The organism is Allobaculum sp. Allo2 (assembly GCF_022701175.1).
In the GTDB taxonomy this organism is placed as follows: Bacteria; Bacillota_I; Bacilli_A; order Erysipelotrichales; family Erysipelotrichaceae; genus Allobaculum; species Allobaculum fili.
In genome coordinates, this window is sequence record NZ_CP078088.1 from 1,756,019 (window position 1) to 1,776,603 (window position 20,585).

Sequence of the window (20,585 nt, forward strand, 5' to 3'; positions counted from 1 at the left end):
AAATCCATATTCTGGATGGCTTAGTCCACCCGCGTTCAGACAGAAGTTTTAAACCATCTGCTCAAGCCGTTCAAAAACCGATCAGAATCGGAAACGGCTGTTTTGAATCCTGAGCGAACGTTGCAAGAGAGACTAGAACAAAGAATTATTCGAATTCGGGACTTTGCGCAGACTCAGCAGCAGGCGGTTCATGTGTTGGGCCTGTTCATCGATCTGGATCTGACTTTGCGGTGCAGAAAGAATGGATCTGGCCTTAGAGAGTTCCTCTTCCAGTTTATCCATCGAAGACTCTGGGAATTCCGTACGGTTCTCAAGCAGGCTTTCTGCTTTAGTAACAGTCATTTCCAGGGCGTCCAGAACAAAGTCGATTTTGGGATACTGAATAGCCGCAATACCGGCAAGAAGGGCTGAATTTAAAGTCTTGGCCTGGGTGGCATTGTCTTCCAACAGACCCGCAACGGCTTCATTAAAGCCTGGGTAAACTGCGCTTTATGCGTCGAATCTGGATCGTAGTCTTTGGTGCGCAAAACGGTAATTGCCTTTACGACACTGTTTCCAAGATCCGATCCAAAAGGGAAGACGGTCTGCGCAAAGCCTCAATAGCCGCATTGAGCGTATCGGTCAGTTCATCAATTTCTGACTGAGAGAAGCTGTAAGAGCGCAGCGCGAAGTCGGCTTCACTCAGGGCTTCCTGCAGGGAATTCCAGCCGCTTACATAATCGCTTTCCTTGAGGTTTTTCGCAGCTTCAACGGCTTTGGAAAGCGCGCTGCGATCTTCAAGCGTTCCATACGTTGTGGTAATCGTTTTGAAACCGAATTTGCCGGTGGTAACCAGACGGACCGTGTGAGTTCCCAAAGGCAGAGACTGAATATCGATTCCTTTGCGATAGGCATCTGTACTGTCTGTGCAGTTTACAACGCCATAGTCCTTGTCATCGATGTAAATATGGGCACCGGTTTTGCCGCCGTCAAACTTGGTCATCATGGAAATGCCGGTACCGGTAAAGGCGTAGCTCAGCGTCGCATTGGCGCTGTTATTGTACGTTTCGTAATCGCCGGCCGCTTCATCTTTCCACTGCCCCCATCCGCTGCTCTTTTGAATCTGATCGGAAGAGCCATACAGGGTCGTATCGGGCGTACCTTCCACATATTCCGGTTTGGGAACGAGGCCGCTTTGACGAATTTCAAGGGCGTCAAAGCCAAATTTGCCGGTAGGGACAAGTCTTACGGTATGTTCGGCTTCTTCTTCTAATGAATGGGAGAAAACCGCTTCATACGTATTTTGTCCGTCGTTTCGCTTTGTGCTCACTGTTCCAAGCGACTGATCGTCTACGAAGACTTCACAGCCGCTCTGGCTGCCGTCTTTTTCGCATAGAGAGTAAAGCGGCTTCCTGTGAAGGTATAGGAGAGGGAAGTGTTCTGCCAGTTATTCGATTCGACATACGTTTCGTAGCCGGAAAGCGTTCCTGCCTGCGTGCCAGAAGCCGGCCAGCGGCCTCAGGTTCCGGTTTTCTCCATTTCATCGCCAGGAACAACGACCGTTTGCGCTGGACGTTCCAGGGCGGTTTTGCGCTGTGGATATTTGCCGGCTTCGGCATCCTGTCCCTGATCGTCTTTGAGCGTAGTCGTAAAGACGCAGTCGCCCCCACAAGCAAGGGTATCCGTGTTCCAGATCATAAGCCGTAAAACGCTGCCGTCTTTGAGATCTTCTGGAATCGACATGGACACGGGAAGGGAGACTTTTCTTTGGCTTTGAGCGTGAGCGGTTTGCTCTGGACATCGACAAGAGTATTGTCGGGGGCAATCAGAGATGTGGTGATCATCAGATTCTGAGCCGTTTTGGACGTCAGATCCAGCTCACCTTCATACACAGTGCCTGGTACAAGCGATTCATAAGCGGCCATAAACTGGGCACTCAGGTCAGTTTTACCATCCTGTGTCAGCTTGCGTCGTACGCCGGAAAGACGGGCATTGCCTAAGGAAATCGAACCGTGCCCTTCGGTTTCCAGCTTCACATCGGGGCACCGATAAACAGAAACACGGATAGCGGCTGATTCGCCCGGTTCAAACGTCTTTTCATAAATCGTCTGATTTTTCGCGATCAGGCGCAGAAGGACCGTCTGGGAAGAGGGGTTGAAGGCTTCAGCTTCGAAAGCGCCATAGCCGCCGTCTTCTCTGGTGAAGTTATTTACAGTCAGTTCCGTCTGGGCCGGCAGGGAAACGCCGTTGGAATAGCGGGTGTTTCCGTGCTTGAGCGGCTGACCGTCTGCTGTGCGATTTTTAATGATGGTTTCGGGCAAATCGTCCAGATCGCACAGGTACTGATATCCGGTTTTGATCGGTTCATTGACCGACTTGAGCGAATACAGCTTCAGTTCGGAGAACGAGGCGTATTCGTCTTCTGGAATGGAATCAAACAGAACGCGGATGTTTCGATACGGTCTGGTTTTCAGGAATGTGATTTCATCCGGGGCTGTCTCAATGGTGGAGGCATCGTAGGAAACAAGCGTTTCCCAGTCGTCTTCGCTGACTGCATCTGCGGTTTTCCCTGCAGCGTATAGGGCAGCTTTTGCCGTCAAAGAGTACGGCTGCTTTATAGAGAATGACTTCTCCATGTTCCATGGTCGCGTTGACGTACTGGCCAGGCCCGGCTGTGGAAGCTCTCCATGACGTTTTGGATCCTGATCGAGAACGTTCTGACGATCGGCTTCGTTGGAAGACGCTTCGCAGGGAACGCCGTTGAGATCGCGCAGTTCGTAGGCAGATGCCTCTTCAATATCGGTCAGAATAATGCCGTCATTGTTCATGAAGGAACCGTACAGTGTGGAAATATCCGCCTCGCTTTCTCCTGTGGAGTCGCCCGTGGTCCTCAGGGTGATTGCCGCCGATTTGAGACCTTCGCTTTCGGCGACGATGCGGGTGATGCCGGCGTAGTAGGAGCGGAATTCAATGGCGCCTTTTCCATCAAGCATGGATTTGTTTTCCGAATCCGGATCGAGAACAAAGGTTTTGCCGGTCGGGAAAATACCCGGGCCTGCTACGACTTTCAGCGTGATCTTGCGCTTTACGCCGATCCAGTTTCCTTCATCGTCTTTCAAAGTCGCGATGAGATGGGTATCCTGCGTGCCGTCATCGCGAAGAACGGTGTCGGAGGCGGTCAGTTCGATTTTTGTCGGGGTCCGGACTTCGAGAATTCGGGCTCAGGATGATCCGGATGGAATTCATGGCGATACCAGTACCATTCTTTTAAAGGCAGTCGATAGTAGTCGACGATGCCCATATCGCCATAGCTTCTCGCAGCGACCGTTCCATGATGGAACATGCACCAGAGGGAAACGCCGCTTCGCCAGGCGTATTCGATCGGGCGATCGTTCTGGCTTTGTACATGATCGTAATGCGGTGCATAGGTGTCGCCCTGAGAGCGGTTAGCGGTATGCGAGCCGTATTCCGTAACCATGTTCGGTACGCCTGGATTCTGACAGGCGCCAATCGAAGCGCCGTCGCCGTTATAGCCGGCGACTTCAACGCCTTCAATTTTGTCATAGCCGTCGCGCTGCGTGCCGCCAAGGCCAACTGCACGGGTCGGATCGAGCTCTTTGCACTTTTTGGCCATGCGGGTAATCAGGGCGCGCTTTTTATCATTCGTGCTGGCGCCGGAGTCATCGTTTACACTCTGAAAGAACGTTTCGTTTCCCATGCTCCAGACCATGATGGACGGATGATTGCGGTGAATGCGAATCATTTCTTCCAGCATCTGCATGCAGGAGTCTTCAAACGCTGCCTGATCTTTTACATGTGTCGGGTAGCCGTTGGCGGTATAATCGGACGAACCTGGATTTTCCAGATTTCCTTCGCCGCCGGCGCCGCCGATAAACCAGAAGGCAGCTTCGGACCAGTAGGCAATTCCGAGTTCATCGCACGCCTGCGTATAGATAGGAGAATGCGGATAATGACTGCCGCGGATAAAGTTGAATCCGCCGTCCTTGACCATTTGAACGTCACGAACCAGAGCCGAATCGCTGACGGCATTGCACCAGCCGGCGTGATCCTGATGGGCGTTTACGCCGTTGAGCCAGACGTGTTCGCCATTCAGGAAAAAGCCCTGATTGGCTGTCCATTCGCACCAGCGAAAGCCCATGCTCGTCTGAACGGAGTCGACCAGCGAGTCTGCACTGTAGACTTGGGTAACGACCGTATAAAGGTAGGGATCGGCCATGCTCCACAGATGAGGCTTGGAAATTCCAGTATACGTGTCATCAAAGATGGCGCTCTGTCCAGCTTCAATCGTTTTGGGGCTGGAAGAAAACTGAGCGACGGCTTGGCCGTTGGCGTCCAGCAGTGTATGGCGTACACGAACCTCGGCAGCCGTTTCGTTCTGGTTTTCTACCTCCGCCTGCATGCGCAGATCGGAAGACGATCTGGATACGTTTGGCGTCTGTACAAACGTACCGTACCAGGCGACATGAACCGGGTTTTCATAAATCAGCTTTACATCGCGGTAAATACCGCCGGTGAAATTATGGTCGCCAGCACGCGGAGCAAGCTGCGGATTCCAGGTGTTGTCAACTTTTGCGGCGAGGACGTTCGTTCCTTCGTGCAGATACTCGCTCAAGTCGAATTCAAAGCCGGTATAGCCGCCTTGATGACTGCCGACTTTATCGCCGTTGACGTACAGATCGATGGTGTGGAAGACACCGTCAAAATCGATCTTGATTTTGTTCTGAAGCGATTCGGCACTGACTTCGAATGTCTTTCGATACCAGCCGATGCCAGTGTAAAACTTCTGTTCCATGAAATAGGGAATGCTGAAATCGTGCGGCAGGCTGACGTTATACCAGTTCGCGTCGTTAAAATCGCTCTGGTACGCCTGCGGTTCATCTCTGCGGACAAACTTCCAGCCGCGGTTGAAGTTTTCCTCTTTGCGTACGCTGGTCTGGGCCGGGGATCAATGGCTTCTTTTGCCTGCAGCAGGGCAGGAGGCGCCATAAGGCTCAGAAACGTAAGGACAGAAAGGAGATACATCCATACCTTCTGAATACTTTTCATACTTTTCTCTCTTTCTTCTCCAGGCTGATCGCGAAAATTGCCCGAATATTGTCGGATCGGTCTGTCTGTTTTCAGTATAGACGACCTGAAAGCGATTCCAGACGCTTTGGAAGATTCAACAATACTCAGATTGCAGACAAAACAGAGAAAGGGAAGAGGCCGCTGTATTTCGGTCATTGGAGGGATCATCCGAAAAGCGGAACTTTATAATGAAGACTGTAATTAAAGATCGTACAAAGCAAAAAGATACGTATGATCAGGAGGTACTCGCTTAATGTGTACAGGTCTTTCCTATTCCAATGGAAACAGCCACTACTTCGGACGCAACCTGGATCTGGAAATCGATTATCCAGTCGATGTCGTCATCACACCGCACAACGTCCCCTTTAAATTCCGTCACACCGACGCCATGGAAAGCCATAACGCTATTATCGGTATGGCTATGCCGATTGATAACTACCCTCTGTACTTCGAGGGAATCAACGATAAAGGACTGGGCATGGCCGGTCTGGCTTTCTGGACCAGCTGCCATTATTTCCCAGTCATGGAAGACAAGCTGAACATCGCTTCGTTCGAGCTGATCCCTTATATCCTGGGCAAATGCTCCAGCGTCGATGAAGCCGAAGAAGAATTCAAGAAAATCAACATCTGCAATACCGGTTTCTCGGAAAAATTCCCGCCAAGCCCGCTGCACTGGATCATTTCCGATGCCAAACGGACGATCGTTGTCGAACAGACCAAAGAACGCGGTCTGAAAGTTTACGACAACCCGTATAACGTTCTGACCAACGAACCGGAATTCCCGTTCCACAAGAAAAATCTGCTTTACTACTGCAACGTATCCAACGCCATCCGCGGATTCGATTCCACTCGTTTCTCTCCGAATTTCCCGGATTTCGTTAAACTCGGTGCCGGCATGGGATCGGCTGGACTGCCTGGCGGTCTGGATTCCATTTCCCGTTTTGTCCGCGTTGCCTTTACACGTCTGAATTCGAATATCGAAAAGAATACCGAAGAAGCCAATATCCAGGAATTCTTCCATATCCTTTACAGCGTGTATCAGACCAGTGGCTGCGATCAGGTTAAAAGGGTGAATACGAAGTTACCCTTTATACCTGCGGCGCAAACCTCGAAACTGGCCGTTTCTATTATACGACCTACTGGAACCAGAACATTACTGCCGTCGATATGCATAACGAAGATCTCGAAGGCGATAAGCTGATCGTTTATCCAGTGGTTCGTGATCTGAACATCCCGGTACAGAACGCTAAATAAGCAGATTCGCAAACTCTACAGAATTGCGTATACCCAATATGCCGAATAAGCCGTCCGTGCGCACATGCACAGGCGGCTTTTTATCTGCCTGCGAAGGACGGTCCATAAACGATTCGAATCGGAGAAATTGGTATACTGATACCATGAATTTTTCGAATGGATTGCGAATTTTTCTGATTTTTTTATGTGCACTGGCGATTCTGATTGGAATTCTGTTTTCGAGCGGGGCGTTTCGAAACGACCTGGAAGTGAGTGGGATGACGATCGAACTTTCCGATCTGCCAGAAGCCTGGGACGGCGTGAAAATCGCTCATGTTTCGGATCTGCACGGAAACAATCCCAAAAGCATGATGGAAGCGATTGAGAACGATCATCCCGAACTCATTTTTGCGACGGGGATGTGTATGATGGTGTCCAGCATGCGGATACGACCAATAAAGTTCTTTCCAGCCTTTCAAAAATCGCCCCGGTCTATATGGTCAGCGGCAATCACGAATATTACAGCGGCCAATGGAAAAAACGGGCCGCCAATCTGGATCAGCTTGGCATAACGCTGCTCGATCACGATGTGATGACTCTGTATAAAGAAGGACAGCCGCTGGAAATCGCGGGCATTCAGGATCCCGATTTTCATTACCGCTGGTCTTTTGATCGGCGTCTTGAACAGTTGAATGAAGACATCGGAAAGCTTCCTGAAAAGAAAGCCTGTCGTCTTCTGTTATTTCATCGTGCAGATCTGTTTGATTATCTGGAGAAGACGCAGGCCGATCTGGTTTTCAGCGGACATATCCATGGCGGACATATCCGACTGTTTGGAAAAGGGTTTCTGCAGCCAAACGATGGAAACGGCTCCCGCTTCTTTCCCAAATACGACAGCGGCTTATTCGAACAGCCCGATGGCATGAAAATGATCGAAAGCCGGGGACTGGGCGATCAGATGATTATCCCGCGTCTGTATAATCGTCCGCAGCTGCTTTTGATTACGCTGAGAAGAGCGCCGGAAAAGAAATAATCGTATCGGAATGGGTTTCAAATACGGTATGGATTTAGACGATTCGACAATCCGGACCCATTCATTGCTCTTCCTGATCCAGGCCCGATACAATAGAGCACGTGTCGGTTCTGACCGTCTTTTCATTTCTTCTCTTCGAGCAGGGAACGGTTCAGAACGGACAAAGATTTGAACTAGCAATACAGAACGAAACAAGAAGGAGGAATTTATGTATCCGATTCTTTTCTCGATTGGCTCTCTTCACGTCTATTCCTATGGACTGATGATTGCGATCGGCATTCTGGTCGCCTATTCACTGGCTGAAAAGAAAGTCAAAGCGAAAGGGTATGATCCCAGGCGGCTGGAATGGCTGGTCTTTACGGTACTGGCTGGCGGTGCGCTCGGCGCCAAAGTCCTTTACTGGATTACCCGTATTCCCGATATGGCTACAGACCCAACGATTTTTACCGATCTGGGTTCCGGCTGGGTCGTTTACGGCGGCATTATCGGCGGTCTTATCAGCGGCTGGTACTACTGCAAGCTGCATGCCATGAATTTCTGGGAATGGTTTGACCTGATCATTCCGGAAGTCGCTTTAGCTCAGGCCTTTGGCCGTATTGGCTGTCTGCTTGCCGGCTGCTGCTATGGCATTGAAATGACAAACGGTTTTGGCATCGTGTTCCCGGAAGGATCCGAAGCACCGGCGGGCGTTCCGCTTTTTCCGTCACAGATTGTCATGTCCGTGTTCGACTTTGGACTTTATCTCTTTCTCGAATGGTTTTCGAAGAAGAAAAAGTTCAACGGAGAAGTCGGTGCAGCCTATCTGATCGCTTACTCCGCCGGACGTCTTGCGATTGAATTCGTCCGCGGCGATATGGTTCGCGGTGTCGTAAACGGTCTTTCCACATCACAGTATATTTCGCTCTTTGTCTTCGCCTTTGCGCTGGCTGTGCTCTTAGCGGGACGCTCCCGGCTTAAAAACAAAGACCAGAAATAGACAGATTTTAAGAAAAGAGAAACAGGCATATGAAAAGCTTCCTGATTGAAGAACCAGACAGATCCGCTGTCTATTCTCAATACAGGAAGCTTTTTAATGCCAGAAGGGGAGTCAGGTTCTTTGAAAAAGAGGGAATTCCTGGACACCAATCTGCCGGCGAAAGAGAAAGGCTCTGCGTATAAGCAAAATGGAAAGGAACTTCCAACCGCAAATTGAATTACTCAGGCATTTTCATATAGGTACTGGAGAGATCCAGAAGCGTCTGCTTCAGGGAGTGAGATCCTTTGCATCGGGTTTCGATCAGATCCAAAGCCTGTTCAATGTCCTCTTGTACCTCCTGGATCGTCCGACCAGGAAGAAGAGCGCGGTTTTTGTAAACAATGACGACATAGTACCAGTTTTGGGTATCTTCAAAGCATTTCAGCAATTCCTCAAGAAGAACCAGAGCCTCGTCTTCTTCGTGAATCGAGGTCAGAAAGTTCGAGTAGTCCAGCCGCGCCAGATTTTCCCGAAAGCGAGCCTGATCACCTTCCATCGCGTGGAGGTTCGTCAAAAGCTCTGCATACATCGTTTTGTAGGCGATCACTTCTTCATCATCCAGCGTCCTGTTCTTTGAAGAAATCGACGCAAGTCCGGCTTTGATTAAGTTCTGGTAAGAGCTGCAGGTCAGCAGATACCTCGAACCGTAATGCTTAAGTCGAATGGAATAGCTTTCCCGGAACGATTGAACGGCTTTCTGATGAGCAATATTTATAGGAAGGAAAAACAGTATTCTAGAGCGTTTGGACAGGCATCGAATGCCTGGAAGATTCGCCAAGCGCTTTATCCAGTTCACCCTGTTTAAAGGCAAGCAGGCTCGTCGCGTATCGCAATTCGCCGCAGTCGAGATTGGAAATCCGCCAGCCGGGCACAAAAGATTCAGAAGCATCCTGGTAAGACGGAAACAGTTTTGGATCATCAATGCTAAGCGCATTTTTTCATGTTTCTGAGCCGCTGGAAGATCATTTTGACTGAGCGCAAAACGCATAGCGACGACCTCGTATTCGAAATTCAGACCATCCACTTTATCGGATCGCTGGGAAAGCAGGTATCGGACCTCCTCCAGACTCTTTTCTGTTTGGGCTGCTTCCTGACAAAGGAGGAAATCACTGCAGAAAGAAGCAGTGAGCTGATTCGGTCTCCGGCAAGCAGATCTGTATCGGTCAGGCTGTACGCATACTGGCAGGCTTCTTTGGCATGATCAATATCGCTGAGTCTGTAAAAAGAGTAGGCAAGGTACCAGCCAGTCTGTATAGCGTGCATCCGCTCCAACAAGCCAAACGTCTCTTTATCTCGATGCTTCAGGTTCTCCCAGCAGTCGTACATCGTCTCAATCGGATGCAGTTCTTTCGGATAATGATAAAGATGTATGGAAAAACCTAAAAGATCTTCCATGGAAAGGGAAGGGTCTGTCAGATCTTCGTCGGACAAATTAAGCCATTGAAATTTTGAAGTGTTCATACGGTGAGCTCCTTATAAATTGTTCAGGGTATTCTGACATTCAGGATATTCGAGCACCTGTCAGTTTAGACGTTGTGAAAAGTACTCAAAATTCAGGGGTAAATGGATGCAGGTATACAAATAAGACTCTGTCGTCGCTCTGCCCATCGAGTGGAAATCTCGTTAGAATGAGGACAAAGGCAGGAAAAATGAGAATGAATTCAAACCAAAAATACAGAACCTTTGATCGATATCCGCTTGTACGGGACGAAGTGTATGCGGCATTTGCCCAAATTTATAATCCGGTTCTTCGCGCATTTGCGCTGAGTCACACATCCATGGTCGATGCCTATATGTCTATTTTGTGCAAAAGAGAAATCTGGATCCAGAGCCTGGGAAAATTGCGGCCGTGTTGCACGATATTGGAAAATTTCTGGAGAATCAGCCATCCCGTTCCCATGCTCGCTCTGGGGCTGCCGCTGCGCGAAAGCTGCTTGCAGGACTGGACCGGTTTACGCCGGAAGAAATCGAGGAAATCGCATCGGCGATTGAAGTCCACTCAATAAGCTCAATGTCGACAGTCCTCTGGCTGAAGCTCTGAAAGATGCGGACTGTCTGGCCGGGTGGTCAAGCAATCCTGGCGGAGTCATACCGCCGGAACGCGTAGTAAGACTTCAAAACGTCATGCAGGAACTGTCAATCGATCCAGATCCTCTTGAATACTGATCTCTGTACGGATTACGGAATCCATTTTGGATATTTAGAAAATTCTAATTCGATATTCAGAATCAAAGCGTATAGTTCGAGGCAAAGAGAGGTACGCATATGTTTACACTTTTGTCCTTCATCTGGCTCTGGTACGTCATTCTGGCGTTTCTGTTTCTTTTCTCCTTTATTTTTCATCCGATTCGAACCCTGAAAAAGATCTGCCTGTTCCTGCTGATTGGAACGCTGATCGTCGTCCTGCTTTTCTAATTGGCGAGCGCGTAAACAAGGGAATGAGCAGGACTTTTTGTTCTGCCATTTTTTCATTTAACTGAATGTTGAAAATAATTCCAGGATAAAATGAAATTTATTTATTAATAGTCAAACAAAAAGAAAGAGAGTCTCCAAAATTCCTCCGTACAGAAAAGGGAAGAAGCCTTAACGACCGAAGTACCCCAAAAACCATTTACTTTCATCATGCTGAAACCGGCGAACTGTTCCATCTTTGCGTTCGTTGTTTTTATATTTCAATAAAATGAATCTTGTATAAGCTGCTCGCGTTATGATTTTCTGCATTTCTTTTCCCTTAGAAGGGTATGAGAAAGCGGATTCAATGGTATCCTGAACAAAAGGGGATTCACATTCTTCAGGAGGTTGAAAGTATGCCAGATCATCGAACCGAAGCGGTTTTCAAACGGCTGATGGACGCTTCTCAGAGTCGAAAGATCAGTAAACTCTGCGGTCTTCGTTCGGTCGGAAAAAGATATGTAATCCAACAGTACCAGGCTTACTGTAAAGACCATTCCATTTATCCGAATGGATGGATTGAACTCGACTATTCCGGACCCGCCAATACACTGCCAAAAACGGCTTTGGACCTGTATGAATATATAATCCATAAAATCGGTGAGTATCGGCCCTGGAGCCGGACAGCAATTCTGATCAATGAACCAGATGCTGTAGAAGATCTGGAGTATGCGCTGGCTGGACTGCTCCACTGGTCAGATCTCGATCTCTTTGTTCTGACTTCACAGGCTGATGTGCTGCCGGAGAGGGAAGGTTCACCGCTGCGCGATCAGATCGAGACGATTAAACTCTTTCCGCTTTCCTTTAAGGAATACTGCGAGGGAAGAAGGGAAAGTCTGTCCGAGCTGTTTCTGGACTATATGGAACAGGGCGGACTGCCGCTTGCGCTTTCTGTTTCCGCAAAAGAGCGCCAGGATGTTCTCGAAAATCTGTATGACTCCATTCTTCTGCATTCCTTAGTCGAAAATCTGCGCTATGCGGATGTAGAACTCATGCAGCAGCTGACCGTCTATATGGCCAGCCAGTCGGGAGAATACATCTCAGGGCGGGGGACAAGTCACCTGCTGAGAACGAGAGTCAAAAAGCTTCCGTAAACACAGTGAATGCCTATATGGAAGCCTTACAAAATTCCTATTTGATCAACGTTGTAAAATGCCGCAATCTACTGAACAATCAGATCTTCGAACGGGAAAGAAAATATTACTTTGCGGATACTGGACTGCTGAGCAGTCTGCTCAGCGATGGACAGGTTTCACCGCAGGGCGTTCTGGAAAATATCGTATGGCTCGAATTCCGTCGAAGAGGCTATTCGGTCATGACCGGAAGGAACCGACATTCCATTATCGACTTTGTCACTGAGAAAGATGGAATGAGAACGTGCTGGCAGCTGCTAGCATCGGTTCATGAAACCGAACTCTTTGAAGAAAAGCTGAAAGCTCTCGAAAGCCTGGATGACAACTGCGATCGCGTCATGATGACACTCGATCCGCAGGCAGAACTGCCCGAAGGCATTCGGTTTCAGGAACTGCTGTCGTTTCTGCTGGAAAAGGAATGAATCTATAAACGGGATGGGCCTCCATCTACGAATTACTATGGAAAAGATACTGAAATACCCGTCAGAAGGGGATCCTGACGGGTATTGTCGTATATAAGGAGATGTAACATCACACATCAACAACTTCGTATAATCTATATTATGTTACGTGTCTATATCTGCTTTATGTAAAGCGTTTTCAACCATTGATTTCTACAAAATGGCGTCTTTTACGTCTTGTAACATAATATGGGAATACACGTTTAGGGTTGTTGCAGCGTTCTTATGACCCATAAGATACTGAACAATCTTTACGTTTTTGCCCTCCCAGTAATGGGTATGGCAGATGAAGTGTACCCCATGTCAAGGACACGATAATTAGAGAGAACCCTTTGTTCGGACACGTTATCCCTGTTATCTGTTTGTCTGTTGTTTGAGCAGGATTTGTGAACAAATCCGATGAAGCGATGGGCTCAGAGTTTTTCTGAAGCGCTCCTTTACAGAGGGTTGCCCCTGGTACACTGCTGAGCCTTCAGCTGAATGGTGAACCATTCAGCTGAAGGCGGCTTTGTGGGTCCAGGGGCAAGGGCCCTGCTGTCAAGGACGGTCCCGCAGGGACCGAGTGGAAGAAAAATTCTGCGCCCCCTTAAATCCCATTCATTCTGAAAGAGGATATCGGCCGGTTGTTACGTATTTGTAGAACTCATCTGGTGACAGCTTCGCCAGATCCCACTGATACCGCTCTTCATTGTAGTAGCGGATCTGCTCGTCCAGCAGCGAACAGATCTCCTGGAAAGTCCGGCACTTCCATATGGCCGAAGAAGCTTTCCTGAGGAGCGTTGTCCCAGCAGTTTCCTCTGCGTGACATCGACTGGCGCAGTTTCTTCTGACGGAGCAGTTCCCGAAACCCGACACTTGTGTAGTAACACCCCTGATCTGAGTGCACAATCACATCTGTTTCCAGCTCGTCTCCGTGATTCTCCACCAGCTGCTTTACTGTCTCCAGAACAAAGTCAACCTTGAGATTGTCGCTGACTCTGTAAGCCAGGACCTGTTTGGTGCAGGCATCAAGAATCGTTGAAAGATAGGCAAACTTCCCTGGTAAGGGATGTAAGTAATATCAGTCAGCAGGATCGTTCTGGGCCCGTGCTCTTCGAATTCCCGACGGACAAGGTTCTCACTGACATTGTCCGTACGCAGCGCCTTCGCTATACGGCGGTAAGGATTCGCTTTACGTATCGGACATTCCAGGTTGAACTTCCTCATGAGCCTCCGGATCTTTTTCATGTTGAACCTGATACTGGGGCTTTGATGGAGAAGGATCATCTGGATCTGTCTGGCACCGGCATGGCCGCGCGCTTTCCGGAAAGCCTGCAGAATCAGTTCGAAATCTGCTCTGTCCCGGGCTTCTCTTTGTTCACGGCTTTCTGTCTGAGCACACCAGCTGTAGTAACCTGAACGACTGACACCGTTCATTGCACACAGCTCAGTCACAGTCAGGACATTTTCCGGATCCATTATCACCGGTCTTTTTCTGGCTCTGGGAGATGAGATAGGCAGTGTTGGACATTCTGCTCTCCCCGATGATTGCCGGATCATATCCGAGCTTCACAAAGATCTCCCGTGGAAGGCAGCCCTGGTTGTAAAGGCGAAGGAACTCGGCCTTGAATTCGTCAGTGAATTTGAGCGTGGTTGGAAAGACAGCCTTTGTGTATGGATTGGCTGCCAGAGCTGACATCTGTTCTTCGCTGAAGCGATTTCTGTTCATAATGGTCTCCTTTGGGGATTTCCGTCACGAACAGTATGCGGGCTGAAAGTGATCAGCGAAAGAACGTCGATTAGAAAGTGTCCGCAATTAGGGAACAGATCAAAACGATCGTCCAGTAGTTGGGGTCGCTGCTAATCGGGTGTCCTTGGAATAGGTTGACTCTAAAAAAATTGTCCACTTTCTGGGGTACAGTTTATAGGGGTATATACAGATTCTGCCTGGAAAACGGAATCTCCTGGTAATTAAAATTCTTCTCCAGCCTGTACAGCGGAAGACCGAGAATGGTTTTCATGCAGGTAATATGAGCCAGAAGAGATGGTGAAATGTAGCTGTGCGGGATCAGCTTAGGATTGGGATTATCCCCGCTGAAAATCACAGTATCACCGTTTTCGTCTGTCCAGGCGAAGTGATGAATAATGGTTCTGCTGTTATAAATCTCTGCGCACTGGTATCCAATTTCTTCACAGATTGTCGGAGCAAGTTCTCGGCACTGGTCTTTGATTTCCAGAAATCGGGGATCATCAGGATAAACATCCTTTTCTCTGACTGGGAGCTGATCAATCGACTCCCGTCTGCTTTTTCTCTTCTTGCGGATATGCTCCTGAATGACAGTGTATTGCTCCGCTTCTTCTTCGGCAGCCTGCTTCTCCAGCTTTTCCTGCTCTGTTGGTTCTGTCTCAAAGAGGGGATCTGTTCAGTCGAAGAGTCGTAAATCATGTTGGTAAGACGGCGTTTCTTGCTGAGAATTTGCCGGATCAGATAGATCAGATCTTCGGTATTGGACCGAAGTTCTTCTTCTGTCAGGCTGTTGAGCAGCTGATTCAGCTCACTGGTATCAAGGTCATCGGCATAAATCAGGGAATCGAGTTGGACATTCATGCTTTAAGTATAGGAAAAACCGATATCTTCATCCAACGATCTGCCCGAGAATAACCTTTTATAATAAGCGCTATAAACTGATAAATAACAGTGAAACGCTTAAATATATATAGGATAAGATTTTTAAATACTGTTCCTGTGTCGACACATAGCCCGTTCAGCAGCCACATCAGCTGCTGCTCTGTAACAGAAACCATGCCATCTCCTTCCATACGCCAGTCAAAATGCCCTTCGTTGAGGATTTTAGAGAACATCCAGAATCCTGTGCCGTCGTAAAACAGGCACTTGATCCGGTCTTTATGACGGTTGGTGAAGATGTACAGCGACTGATCGCATGGATTAATGCCAAACTGATCAGCTGCGTACTGACAAAGTGTGTTGATGCCTTTTCGAAAATCAATCGGCTCTTTGGCAATATAGATGCCGGATATATCAAATGAGAGATTCATGGTTTTAGTCCTTTCTGATGACGACTTTGTAAAACGTGATGTGCTGATCGGAACGTGCTGACCGATTCAGATGTGGCTGGGGTGATGCACCAGGCGGAGGCTTGATGAGTCCAAACTTCTCGCTGCGCAGAACAGATCGAAAGCTGTTGTAGCTGATCTGCTTCATTTGGCAAAAGCTCAAAACGGAGCCGCAGTGAGACTCTCTGAATTCATCAATCAATGGTTTCCATTTCTGGTAAGTTGTATATCTGGTCATAAAAACAGGCCCTCCTTGGCAATAGTTTCTCAAGGAGGGCCTGTTAATTTAAGATGTCAATGAATTGACGCTTACAAATCAAGACCGAGCGTAATTAAAGAACAAATAGTAAACACTTTCTAAATATTACCTAAATCCGATTCACCGCCACTCAATATTGTGCTATTATCAAATCAATAATAGTTCTGTTAAAAATATGCGAGGTCAAAAGCTAATTCAATATTACCCGAACGCAAATTGCGATAAATTGTTAACAGCTAGCGTACTTGCTTCATAGAATCGAAAGGAGAAAGGTATGAAATTCAAAAGAAAGATTTTTTCCTCTGCTTTATCTTCGTCGCTGATTCTTGGGGTGATCGGAGGAATTCCGATTTCTGCAAACGATTATTCTATCACCGAAGAAAAAGCTGATAGCTATTCAGTTTCACTAACAGAAAATTCCATCGTCGAGTCGATCGAAGTTAATGTCAACGGAGATACAATTTTCGTCAATCGTGAAACATTCGAAAACAATAATGTACTCCTGACTATTACAGAAGATGGAGTAACCCAGACATTCAACCAAACTGGTTCTTATGAACTTCTCCTTCAAGCAGTAAAAGGAGAGCTAAGAGCGAATGATGGACGCTTCTATGGACGGGTAGCAGGGTATAACTACAGGTATATGAAGGCTGTCTCTTCAACCGATTACCTCACTCCGCAAAACAACACATATTCAACTATCCTAGCTGCGGTTTCTGGTACGCTTGGATATCTAGGTTTACCTGGTTCAACAATCACTGGCATAGCCTCTATGATCTTCGCAGCAAATGCTGCACCTGTAGAGACGAAAATTGTCACAACGCGACATTGGTATGAGATGACGGAGAAATCTTCGGGTGGATTCATCGGTTATCATTGTGAGTGTTCGGTTATCATTGTGAGTGTGTGGTAGGTACTTATGTTCGTAATTCTTCTGGTGGATGGACGTATCTTGGTTCGCAGACTGGGGAATTCGATAGTTTTGATGTATATTAACATCATCATAACGATTATGTCGAACAAAAAGATTAAACAAACTTTTGTCTCTCTACTCATCTTAGCGACTGGTTTCCTGCTTCTTGCCAATGGATTTCCAAATAGTGGGATCGCTATAATCTTAACAGCCCTGACGTTAGCTTTATCTGTATGTGTAAAATCAACTAACAAATGGGGGTTGTGTTTGATTGTTGCTGCAGTTGTCGGAGTAGCGATAGCTCTTTTGTATTTTTAAGTCACCATGACTGGATCAGCTCCTTAGCGTGCATTATACCAGCGGCTATATTGTCGGATATTATAGTGAAATCTTTCCGAAAGCTTAAATAATGCAGATACCTACAAACAATTGAGCCCTGATGTATTTGGACATCGCTTAGAGCGCTCACAGTAAAATAAGCCCATCAGGCAGACAGGATCAATTCCTGCCATACCTGATGGGCTTTCATATTGTCTAGTGAAATGTTCCCCAGGGCTCAAAGTTTCTTCCAGCAGAATTTGCTTTGCCGCAAGCCATCCAGCGTCTGGTGTGAGTTGTTGCAGAGATCCAGGAGATCCAGACATAACCTTCACGGATGACATAGCCATCATAATTGACACTCATGCCTTTGTTGTAGGTCAGCCCGGTATCCTTGCCGGCAACAGAAGGTGCTTCTCTAATCTTGATTGCATCAACAGTAACCCTTGCTGGTGTCAACTGAAAAATTGCAGTTTGATCAATTGAAAAGTTGCAGCTGGCATCTCCGGTCAGCAGGACAAAATACGCCAACCTCAAGTGTTCTGTGAACGAAACAGATGTAGGGCCTCCCCTGCCGGTTCTCTGCGATCTTTCTCGATCCGGCAGGGGAGGCCCGGCTTTTGTACTTAACCTTGCCAGCTGCCTTATTGCTGTCAGTCAAGTATAAAAGGAGGGTTTCCCAGCACGATGTCCCACTTTTTTTGGCCATATCTATTCCTTCTTTCCTTTCAATCTCTTTGTATCGAATCGTTTTTTCGCTCTCCACTTTCGTACTTTACAAAGTGGAGCTTTTTCTTCTGGTTTGTCTTCAATATCGAAAAGGGTCATCTGCTCAAAGACTGGCTGCGGAACACCCAATGGGACAGTTCCGTTCAATCCGTCCATTTGCCAGAAATTCCAAGTGATGATGTTTGTGATGGCAGTAAGAAGATCTTTATCGGCTTCTTTGTTCCAAACGCTTTGGTAGTAATCAACAAATGTCATGAGCAGGTTGATGCGGCCAATGAGTAAATTGTCGCCCTGGTACTCATAGCCGTACACACTTTCATAGGCACGCGTCGCCCACTTGATCCAGTCTTCTTCATTGTCTGTGTTCTCCGTAACAACCCGCAGCTTTCGATCAAGAATCCCGATTCGTTCTTCAACAGGAATGATCTGTCCGGTTGACGCGTTGTATCGGGATACAATGAATGGTGCTTCGCCACAGGTGATTTCAAGAACTGATCGGTCAACCGTGTTGGCAGGGTGGTTGAGTGCTGATCGACCTTAGGAAGATGCGTTAGCAGCAACAATATGAAGATTGGTTTATCAGTCCCGTTGATATAAAAGATGTCCGAATTTGTTTAGCGATACCATCCTGATAACTCTTTTACCTATTGATAACCAAATACTTCGCAAACAAACGCATTCATTTGCGAACATATTTCCAGATTTCTGAAGTCTTCGTATGGATTGTTCACGACAAACAGGGCTCCGTTCTCTCCGTTGGGTTCGTAGTCACGGTTCATCATTCGCTCGATTTTCTGATCCACATCGAACGGATTAAAAACAGAGTTGTCCATATCGGCAAGACCGAGGTTGTTAAGCATCATCCAGAACCAAGTTGGAGTCTGGTCTCCGGCCTCCCAGTCATACAATCGACTTTCGGTTTTCTGTGCTACTCCGATGAGCAGCTCCAGAACAGAACAGTCCTCATCTGGATAGTCCGATAAATCTCCATTAAATAAATATCGTAAATAAATACCATCTTGGGCGCGGTTGCGATCTCGTTCAATCGGAAATCTATCGAACTTTTTGTTCTGTAAATAAAAGAATAGGTTGGAATAGTCCCGTTCCAGATGCAACCGATTCGGAACTAAACCAACCAAATACTGAAAATACTCCTGACTCAATAGTCCTCCTTCAACTCAGGATTTATTGATTCTGATACCGCTTCGACTCAGGAATATGGTCAGCATACTCATCATATGATTCCATAATCTTCCCGATGGCGAAGTTTTGGCCAAGATCGGGATTCCGGATATACATGGAAGCATCCATACAGTCCTGAAGGAACGCATCCAGATTATCTTTTCCGAACAACTCATTCGCGAAGTCCCTATCAATGATGAAATCATCCTCATCGATGAAGACCTCATCGGTGGTGATCTTGATCTCCTCATAGATGGGCGCATCATCCCTATAGTCATCCGCAATAATATCCCGGATCTCCACCCGATGTGGAACGCTTTGGTCGTTTTCGGGAGGTTGTGTTTTAGGCATCTCCGTCACTTGTTTGCTCTTGGCTGAATAGTCAACGACCTGAGCTTTTGTTTTTGTTTCGTTCGGTTCCAATGACACAACCTCATCGGACTGACTATTCTCCTGCAGATCGGTTGTAATCTCCGTTTCTTCCGGTTCGTTAGAACCTTCGTAATACTGAATGACCTCGTTAACCTGCTCACTGCCAATCTTACTATATTTATCTTTTATAAAGTAATTTGTCAGCCAATAGCTGATCGTACCTCCTGCCAGCAAACCCAGTAGAAATGAAGTAACTTTGTTCATATCTCTCCTTATATTAAATTGTTCGCATTCGTACGTTTTCAATGATTTCCCCTCAACATTCGGATCGATCAGGAACCCATCTCCGAATTCCGTTGGTCGGAGATCGACATAACAGTCTTTTCCTCCGTCTTTTTATTGTCGATCCAACCAACAACCTGGCCGGCCTTCGTTTCGTCAAAGCCAAGTTCTCGATATACCGTGTTGAGGAATAGGAATCCGTCTCGGTGAAGTTTGTTGTTCAGCACCGATGTTTTGACCTTCAACCATTGCTCAACCAAGAATGGATCTTTGTCAAAATCCGGATTATGTAACTTACGGATATATCCTTTATATAAAGCTATTTTCAGGTTCAGATTTCAGGAAAAAGTCGTCTTTTTACGGCTTGTAACATAATATTGGATAGACTTTACGACTGTTTCATCCTCTTATGCATGTTTGACCAGCTGCCTTGCTTTACTCGTAGCCCGATACTTCACAGACGAATGCATTCATCTGAAAGAAGATTTCCATTGTTCTGAAGTCTTCAGATGGATGGCTTACCACAAACAGTGCTCCGTTTGCGCCATTAGGTTCATACGCACGGTTCATCATCCGTTCAATCTTCTCATCCGCAATACATGGATCGAATCCAGAATTATCCATACTGGAAAGTCCAAGATTATCGAGCATCATCCAGAACCACGTCGGTGTCCGGTCTCCAGCTTCCCAGTCGTACAGTACATTTTCAGTCCTTTTGGCGACTCCAATGAGCATTTCCAGAATTGAGCAGTCTTCATCGGGATAATCTGATAAATCTCCATTGAATAAATATCGTAAATAGATCCCGTCCTGAGCCCGGTTTCGATCTCGGTCGATCAGATACTTATCGAACTTTTTGTCGTTCAGATAAAGAAACAGCCTGGAATAAACACGTTCCGGAAGCTGTCGATTCAGAACTGAACCAGCCAGATACTCAAAATACTCCTGACTCATTGCAGCCTCCTTTAGTTCGGGTTTATGGATGTACCCATCATACTGTCCAAAATTCCGGTAAAAACGTCTGATCGACGTCAAATAAAGCTTACCCATTTTCTTCCCTGTTTGATACGGCCTCTTTTTCCC

At 47.1% G+C, this 20,585-nt stretch carries 26 protein-coding genes and 4 pseudogenes; 11 read left to right on the top strand and 19 right to left on the bottom strand.

Annotation, left to right across the window (positions count from 1 at the left end):
* Window positions 1-132: 132 nt before the first annotated feature.
* From KWG61_RS09840 to KWG61_RS16310, 6 genes and pseudogenes are all read right to left on the bottom strand, one after another.
* The gene (locus KWG61_RS09840) at window positions 133-447 is read right to left on the bottom strand and encodes a hypothetical protein (protein WP_230267041.1); all 315 of its coding nucleotides are present in this window, start codon (window positions 445-447) and stop codon (window positions 133-135) included.
* Between the two features lie 94 nt (window positions 448-541).
* On the bottom strand, window positions 542-1,309 hold the full coding sequence (locus KWG61_RS09845; protein WP_242743601.1) for a hypothetical protein: 768 nt from the start codon (window positions 1,307-1,309) through the stop codon (window positions 542-544).
* A 188-nt stretch (window positions 1,310-1,497) separates the two neighbouring features.
* Window positions 1,498-1,677, bottom strand: a complete 180-nt coding sequence (locus KWG61_RS09850; RefSeq protein WP_242743602.1) for a hypothetical protein — start codon at window positions 1,675-1,677, stop codon at window positions 1,498-1,500.
* Window positions 1,674-3,098: a hypothetical protein gene (locus KWG61_RS09855; protein ID WP_242743603.1), complete on the bottom strand. Its 1,425-nt coding sequence runs from the start codon at window positions 3,096-3,098 to the stop codon at window positions 1,674-1,676. The genes KWG61_RS09850 and KWG61_RS09855 overlap by 4 nt, the downstream gene beginning before the upstream one ends.
* Window positions 3,099-3,157: 59 nt before the next feature.
* On the bottom strand, window positions 3,158-4,138 hold the full coding sequence (locus tag KWG61_RS16305; RefSeq protein WP_256460865.1) for a glycoside hydrolase family 2 TIM barrel-domain containing protein: 981 nt from the start codon (window positions 4,136-4,138) through the stop codon (window positions 3,158-3,160).
* Window positions 4,139-4,849 (bottom strand): annotated as a pseudogene (locus tag KWG61_RS16310) (glycoside hydrolase family 2 protein); the annotation flags it as partial.
* Window positions 4,850-5,320: 471 nt separating this feature from the next.
* Between KWG61_RS16310 and KWG61_RS09865 the strand changes: the two are divergent.
* From KWG61_RS09865 to KWG61_RS09875, 4 genes and pseudogenes are all read left to right on the top strand, one after another.
* A pseudogene (locus tag KWG61_RS09865) lies at window positions 5,321-6,070 on the top strand (linear amide C-N hydrolase); the annotation flags it as partial.
* Between the two features lie 125 nt (window positions 6,071-6,195).
* Window positions 6,196-6,321, top strand: a pseudogene (locus KWG61_RS17495) (choloylglycine hydrolase); the annotation flags it as partial.
* Window positions 6,322-6,721: 400 nt separating this feature from the next.
* On the top strand, window positions 6,722-7,333 hold the full coding sequence (locus tag KWG61_RS09870) for a metallophosphoesterase (RefSeq protein WP_242743605.1): 612 nt from the start codon (window positions 6,722-6,724) through the stop codon (window positions 7,331-7,333).
* Between the two features lie 208 nt (window positions 7,334-7,541).
* Window positions 7,542-8,309, top strand: coding sequence for a prolipoprotein diacylglyceryl transferase (locus tag KWG61_RS09875; RefSeq protein ID WP_230267046.1), 768 nt, complete (start codon window positions 7,542-7,544; stop codon window positions 8,307-8,309).
* Between the two features lie 217 nt (window positions 8,310-8,526).
* Here the strand turns inward: KWG61_RS09875 and KWG61_RS09880 are convergent, their stop codons facing one another.
* Window positions 8,527-8,895 (bottom strand): hypothetical protein, encoded by a 369-nt coding sequence (locus tag KWG61_RS09880; RefSeq protein ID WP_242743606.1) that lies wholly within the window; start codon window positions 8,893-8,895, stop codon window positions 8,527-8,529.
* A gap of 464 nt (window positions 8,896-9,359) precedes the next feature.
* Entirely contained in the window at window positions 9,360-9,809 is a 450-nt protein-coding gene (locus KWG61_RS09885; RefSeq protein ID WP_242743607.1) for a hypothetical protein, read from the bottom strand.
* 343 nt (window positions 9,810-10,152) lie between these two features.
* Here KWG61_RS09885 and KWG61_RS09890 point away from each other — a divergent pair, with 343 nt between their 5' ends.
* The 4 genes from KWG61_RS09890 to KWG61_RS09905 all read left to right on the top strand — a co-directional run bounded on the left by KWG61_RS09890 (window position 10,153) and on the right by KWG61_RS09905 (window position 12,354).
* Window positions 10,153-10,389 carry an HD domain-containing protein gene (locus KWG61_RS09890; RefSeq protein ID WP_242743608.1) on the top strand — a complete coding sequence of 79 codons (237 nt, stop codon included), beginning with the start codon at window positions 10,153-10,155 and terminating at the stop codon, window positions 10,387-10,389.
* Window positions 10,390-10,613: 224 nt separating this feature from the next.
* Window positions 10,614-10,763, top strand: coding sequence for a hypothetical protein (locus KWG61_RS09895; RefSeq protein WP_230267050.1), 150 nt, complete (start codon window positions 10,614-10,616; stop codon window positions 10,761-10,763).
* Window positions 10,764-11,155: 392 nt separating this feature from the next.
* The gene (locus KWG61_RS09900; RefSeq protein WP_242743609.1) at window positions 11,156-11,893 is read left to right on the top strand and encodes an AAA family ATPase; all 738 of its coding nucleotides are present in this window, start codon (window positions 11,156-11,158) and stop codon (window positions 11,891-11,893) included.
* Window positions 11,894-11,898: 5 nt separating this feature from the next.
* Entirely contained in the window at window positions 11,899-12,354 is a 456-nt protein-coding gene (locus tag KWG61_RS09905; protein WP_242743610.1) for a hypothetical protein, read from the top strand.
* A 636-nt stretch (window positions 12,355-12,990) separates the two neighbouring features.
* Here KWG61_RS09905 and KWG61_RS17500 read toward each other — a convergent pair.
* From KWG61_RS17500 to KWG61_RS09920, 4 genes and pseudogenes are all read right to left on the bottom strand, one after another.
* On the bottom strand, window positions 12,991-13,146 hold the full coding sequence (locus KWG61_RS17500) for an IS3 family transposase (RefSeq protein ID WP_367614363.1): 156 nt from the start codon (window positions 13,144-13,146) through the stop codon (window positions 12,991-12,993).
* A pseudogene (locus KWG61_RS09910) lies at window positions 13,079-13,426 on the bottom strand (DDE-type integrase/transposase/recombinase); the annotation flags it as partial. The gene KWG61_RS17500 and the pseudogene KWG61_RS09910, both read right to left, overlap by 68 nt.
* Window positions 13,327-13,932, bottom strand: coding sequence for an IS3 family transposase (locus tag KWG61_RS17505; protein ID WP_367614188.1), 606 nt, complete (start codon window positions 13,930-13,932; stop codon window positions 13,327-13,329). The pseudogene KWG61_RS09910 and the gene KWG61_RS17505, both read right to left, overlap by 100 nt.
* The gene (locus tag KWG61_RS09920; RefSeq protein ID WP_242743612.1) at window positions 13,820-14,101 is read right to left on the bottom strand and encodes an HTH domain-containing protein; all 282 of its coding nucleotides are present in this window, start codon (window positions 14,099-14,101) and stop codon (window positions 13,820-13,822) included. The genes KWG61_RS17505 and KWG61_RS09920 overlap by 113 nt, the downstream gene beginning before the upstream one ends.
* Window positions 14,102-14,432: 331 nt before the next feature.
* Between KWG61_RS09920 and KWG61_RS09925 the strand changes: the two genes are divergently transcribed.
* Window positions 14,433-14,813: a hypothetical protein gene (locus KWG61_RS09925; protein ID WP_242743613.1), complete on the top strand. Its 381-nt coding sequence runs from the start codon at window positions 14,433-14,435 to the stop codon at window positions 14,811-14,813.
* A gap of 163 nt (window positions 14,814-14,976) precedes the next feature.
* Here the strand turns inward: KWG61_RS09925 and tnpB are convergent, their stop codons facing one another.
* A complete protein-coding gene (tnpB, locus tag KWG61_RS09930; protein ID WP_242743614.1) occupies window positions 14,977-15,429 on the bottom strand; it encodes an IS66 family insertion sequence element accessory protein TnpB in 453 nt (150 codons plus the stop codon).
* 551 nt (window positions 15,430-15,980) lie between these two features.
* Between tnpB and KWG61_RS09935 the strand changes: the two genes are divergently transcribed.
* Both KWG61_RS09935 and KWG61_RS09940 read left to right on the top strand, forming a co-directional pair.
* On the top strand, window positions 15,981-16,619 hold the full coding sequence (locus tag KWG61_RS09935; protein WP_230267970.1) for a hypothetical protein: 639 nt from the start codon (window positions 15,981-15,983) through the stop codon (window positions 16,617-16,619).
* A 99-nt stretch (window positions 16,620-16,718) separates the two neighbouring features.
* Window positions 16,719-16,937 (top strand): hypothetical protein, encoded by a 219-nt coding sequence (locus KWG61_RS09940; protein ID WP_242743615.1) that lies wholly within the window; start codon window positions 16,719-16,721, stop codon window positions 16,935-16,937.
* 216 nt (window positions 16,938-17,153) lie between these two features.
* Here KWG61_RS09940 and KWG61_RS09945 read toward each other — a convergent pair whose 3' ends face one another.
* From KWG61_RS09945 to KWG61_RS09965, 6 genes are all read right to left on the bottom strand, one after another.
* Window positions 17,154-17,468, bottom strand: coding sequence for an SH3 domain-containing protein (locus KWG61_RS09945; protein ID WP_242743616.1), 315 nt, complete (start codon window positions 17,466-17,468; stop codon window positions 17,154-17,156).
* 180 nt (window positions 17,469-17,648) lie between these two features.
* Window positions 17,649-17,978, bottom strand: a complete 330-nt coding sequence (locus tag KWG61_RS09950) for a hypothetical protein (RefSeq protein WP_242743617.1) — start codon at window positions 17,976-17,978, stop codon at window positions 17,649-17,651.
* A gap of 332 nt (window positions 17,979-18,310) precedes the next feature.
* Window positions 18,311-18,829 (bottom strand): hypothetical protein, encoded by a 519-nt coding sequence (locus KWG61_RS09955; protein WP_230267973.1) that lies wholly within the window; start codon window positions 18,827-18,829, stop codon window positions 18,311-18,313.
* Between the two features lie 22 nt (window positions 18,830-18,851).
* The gene (locus KWG61_RS09960) at window positions 18,852-19,484 is read right to left on the bottom strand and encodes a hypothetical protein (protein WP_230267974.1); all 633 of its coding nucleotides are present in this window, start codon (window positions 19,482-19,484) and stop codon (window positions 18,852-18,854) included.
* 68 nt (window positions 19,485-19,552) lie between these two features.
* Window positions 19,553-19,762, bottom strand: a complete 210-nt coding sequence (locus KWG61_RS17510; RefSeq protein ID WP_367614189.1) for a DUF6353 family protein — start codon at window positions 19,760-19,762, stop codon at window positions 19,553-19,555.
* A 175-nt stretch (window positions 19,763-19,937) separates the two neighbouring features.
* Window positions 19,938-20,456 (bottom strand): TRAP transporter TatT component family protein, encoded by a 519-nt coding sequence (locus KWG61_RS09965; RefSeq protein ID WP_230267976.1) that lies wholly within the window; start codon window positions 20,454-20,456, stop codon window positions 19,938-19,940.
* Between the last annotated feature and the right edge of the window lie 129 nt (window positions 20,457-20,585).

What these genes read in the sequence shown, in the direction of transcription:
- KWG61_RS09850 (WP_242743602.1), bottom strand. Translation starts at nt 1,677, where the DNA reads ATGATCTGGAACACGGATACCCTTGCTTGTGGGGGCGACTGCGTCTTT.
- KWG61_RS16305 (WP_256460865.1), bottom strand. Translation starts at nt 4,138, where the DNA reads ATGGGCTTTCGCTGGTGCGAATGGACAGCCAATCAGGGCTTTTTCCTG.
- KWG61_RS09875 (WP_230267046.1), top strand. Translation starts at nt 7,542, where the DNA reads ATGTATCCGATTCTTTTCTCGATTGGCTCTCTTCACGTCTATTCCTAT.
- KWG61_RS09885 (WP_242743607.1), bottom strand. Translation starts at nt 9,809, where the DNA reads ATGAACACTTCAAAATTTCAATGGCTTAATTTGTCCGACGAAGATCTG.
- KWG61_RS09895 (WP_230267050.1), top strand. Translation starts at nt 10,614, where the DNA reads ATGTTTACACTTTTGTCCTTCATCTGGCTCTGGTACGTCATTCTGGCG.
- KWG61_RS09900 (WP_242743609.1), top strand. Translation starts at nt 11,156, where the DNA reads ATGCCAGATCATCGAACCGAAGCGGTTTTCAAACGGCTGATGGACGCT.
- KWG61_RS17505 (WP_367614188.1), bottom strand. Translation starts at nt 13,932, where the DNA reads ATGATCCGGCAATCATCGGGGAGAGCAGAATGTCCAACACTGCCTATC.
- KWG61_RS09920 (WP_242743612.1), bottom strand. Translation starts at nt 14,101, where the DNA reads ATGAACAGAAATCGCTTCAGCGAAGAACAGATGTCAGCTCTGGCAGCC.
- tnpB (WP_242743614.1), bottom strand. Translation starts at nt 15,429, where the DNA reads ATGAATCTCTCATTTGATATATCCGGCATCTATATTGCCAAAGAGCCG.
- KWG61_RS09935 (WP_230267970.1), top strand. Translation starts at nt 15,981, where the DNA reads ATGAAATTCAAAAGAAAGATTTTTTCCTCTGCTTTATCTTCGTCGCTG.
- KWG61_RS09940 (WP_242743615.1), top strand. Translation starts at nt 16,719, where the DNA reads ATGTCGAACAAAAAGATTAAACAAACTTTTGTCTCTCTACTCATCTTA.
- KWG61_RS09960 (WP_230267974.1), bottom strand. Translation starts at nt 19,484, where the DNA reads ATGAACAAAGTTACTTCATTTCTACTGGGTTTGCTGGCAGGAGGTACG.
- KWG61_RS09965 (WP_230267976.1), bottom strand. Translation starts at nt 20,456, where the DNA reads ATGAGTCAGGAGTATTTTGAGTATCTGGCTGGTTCAGTTCTGAATCGA.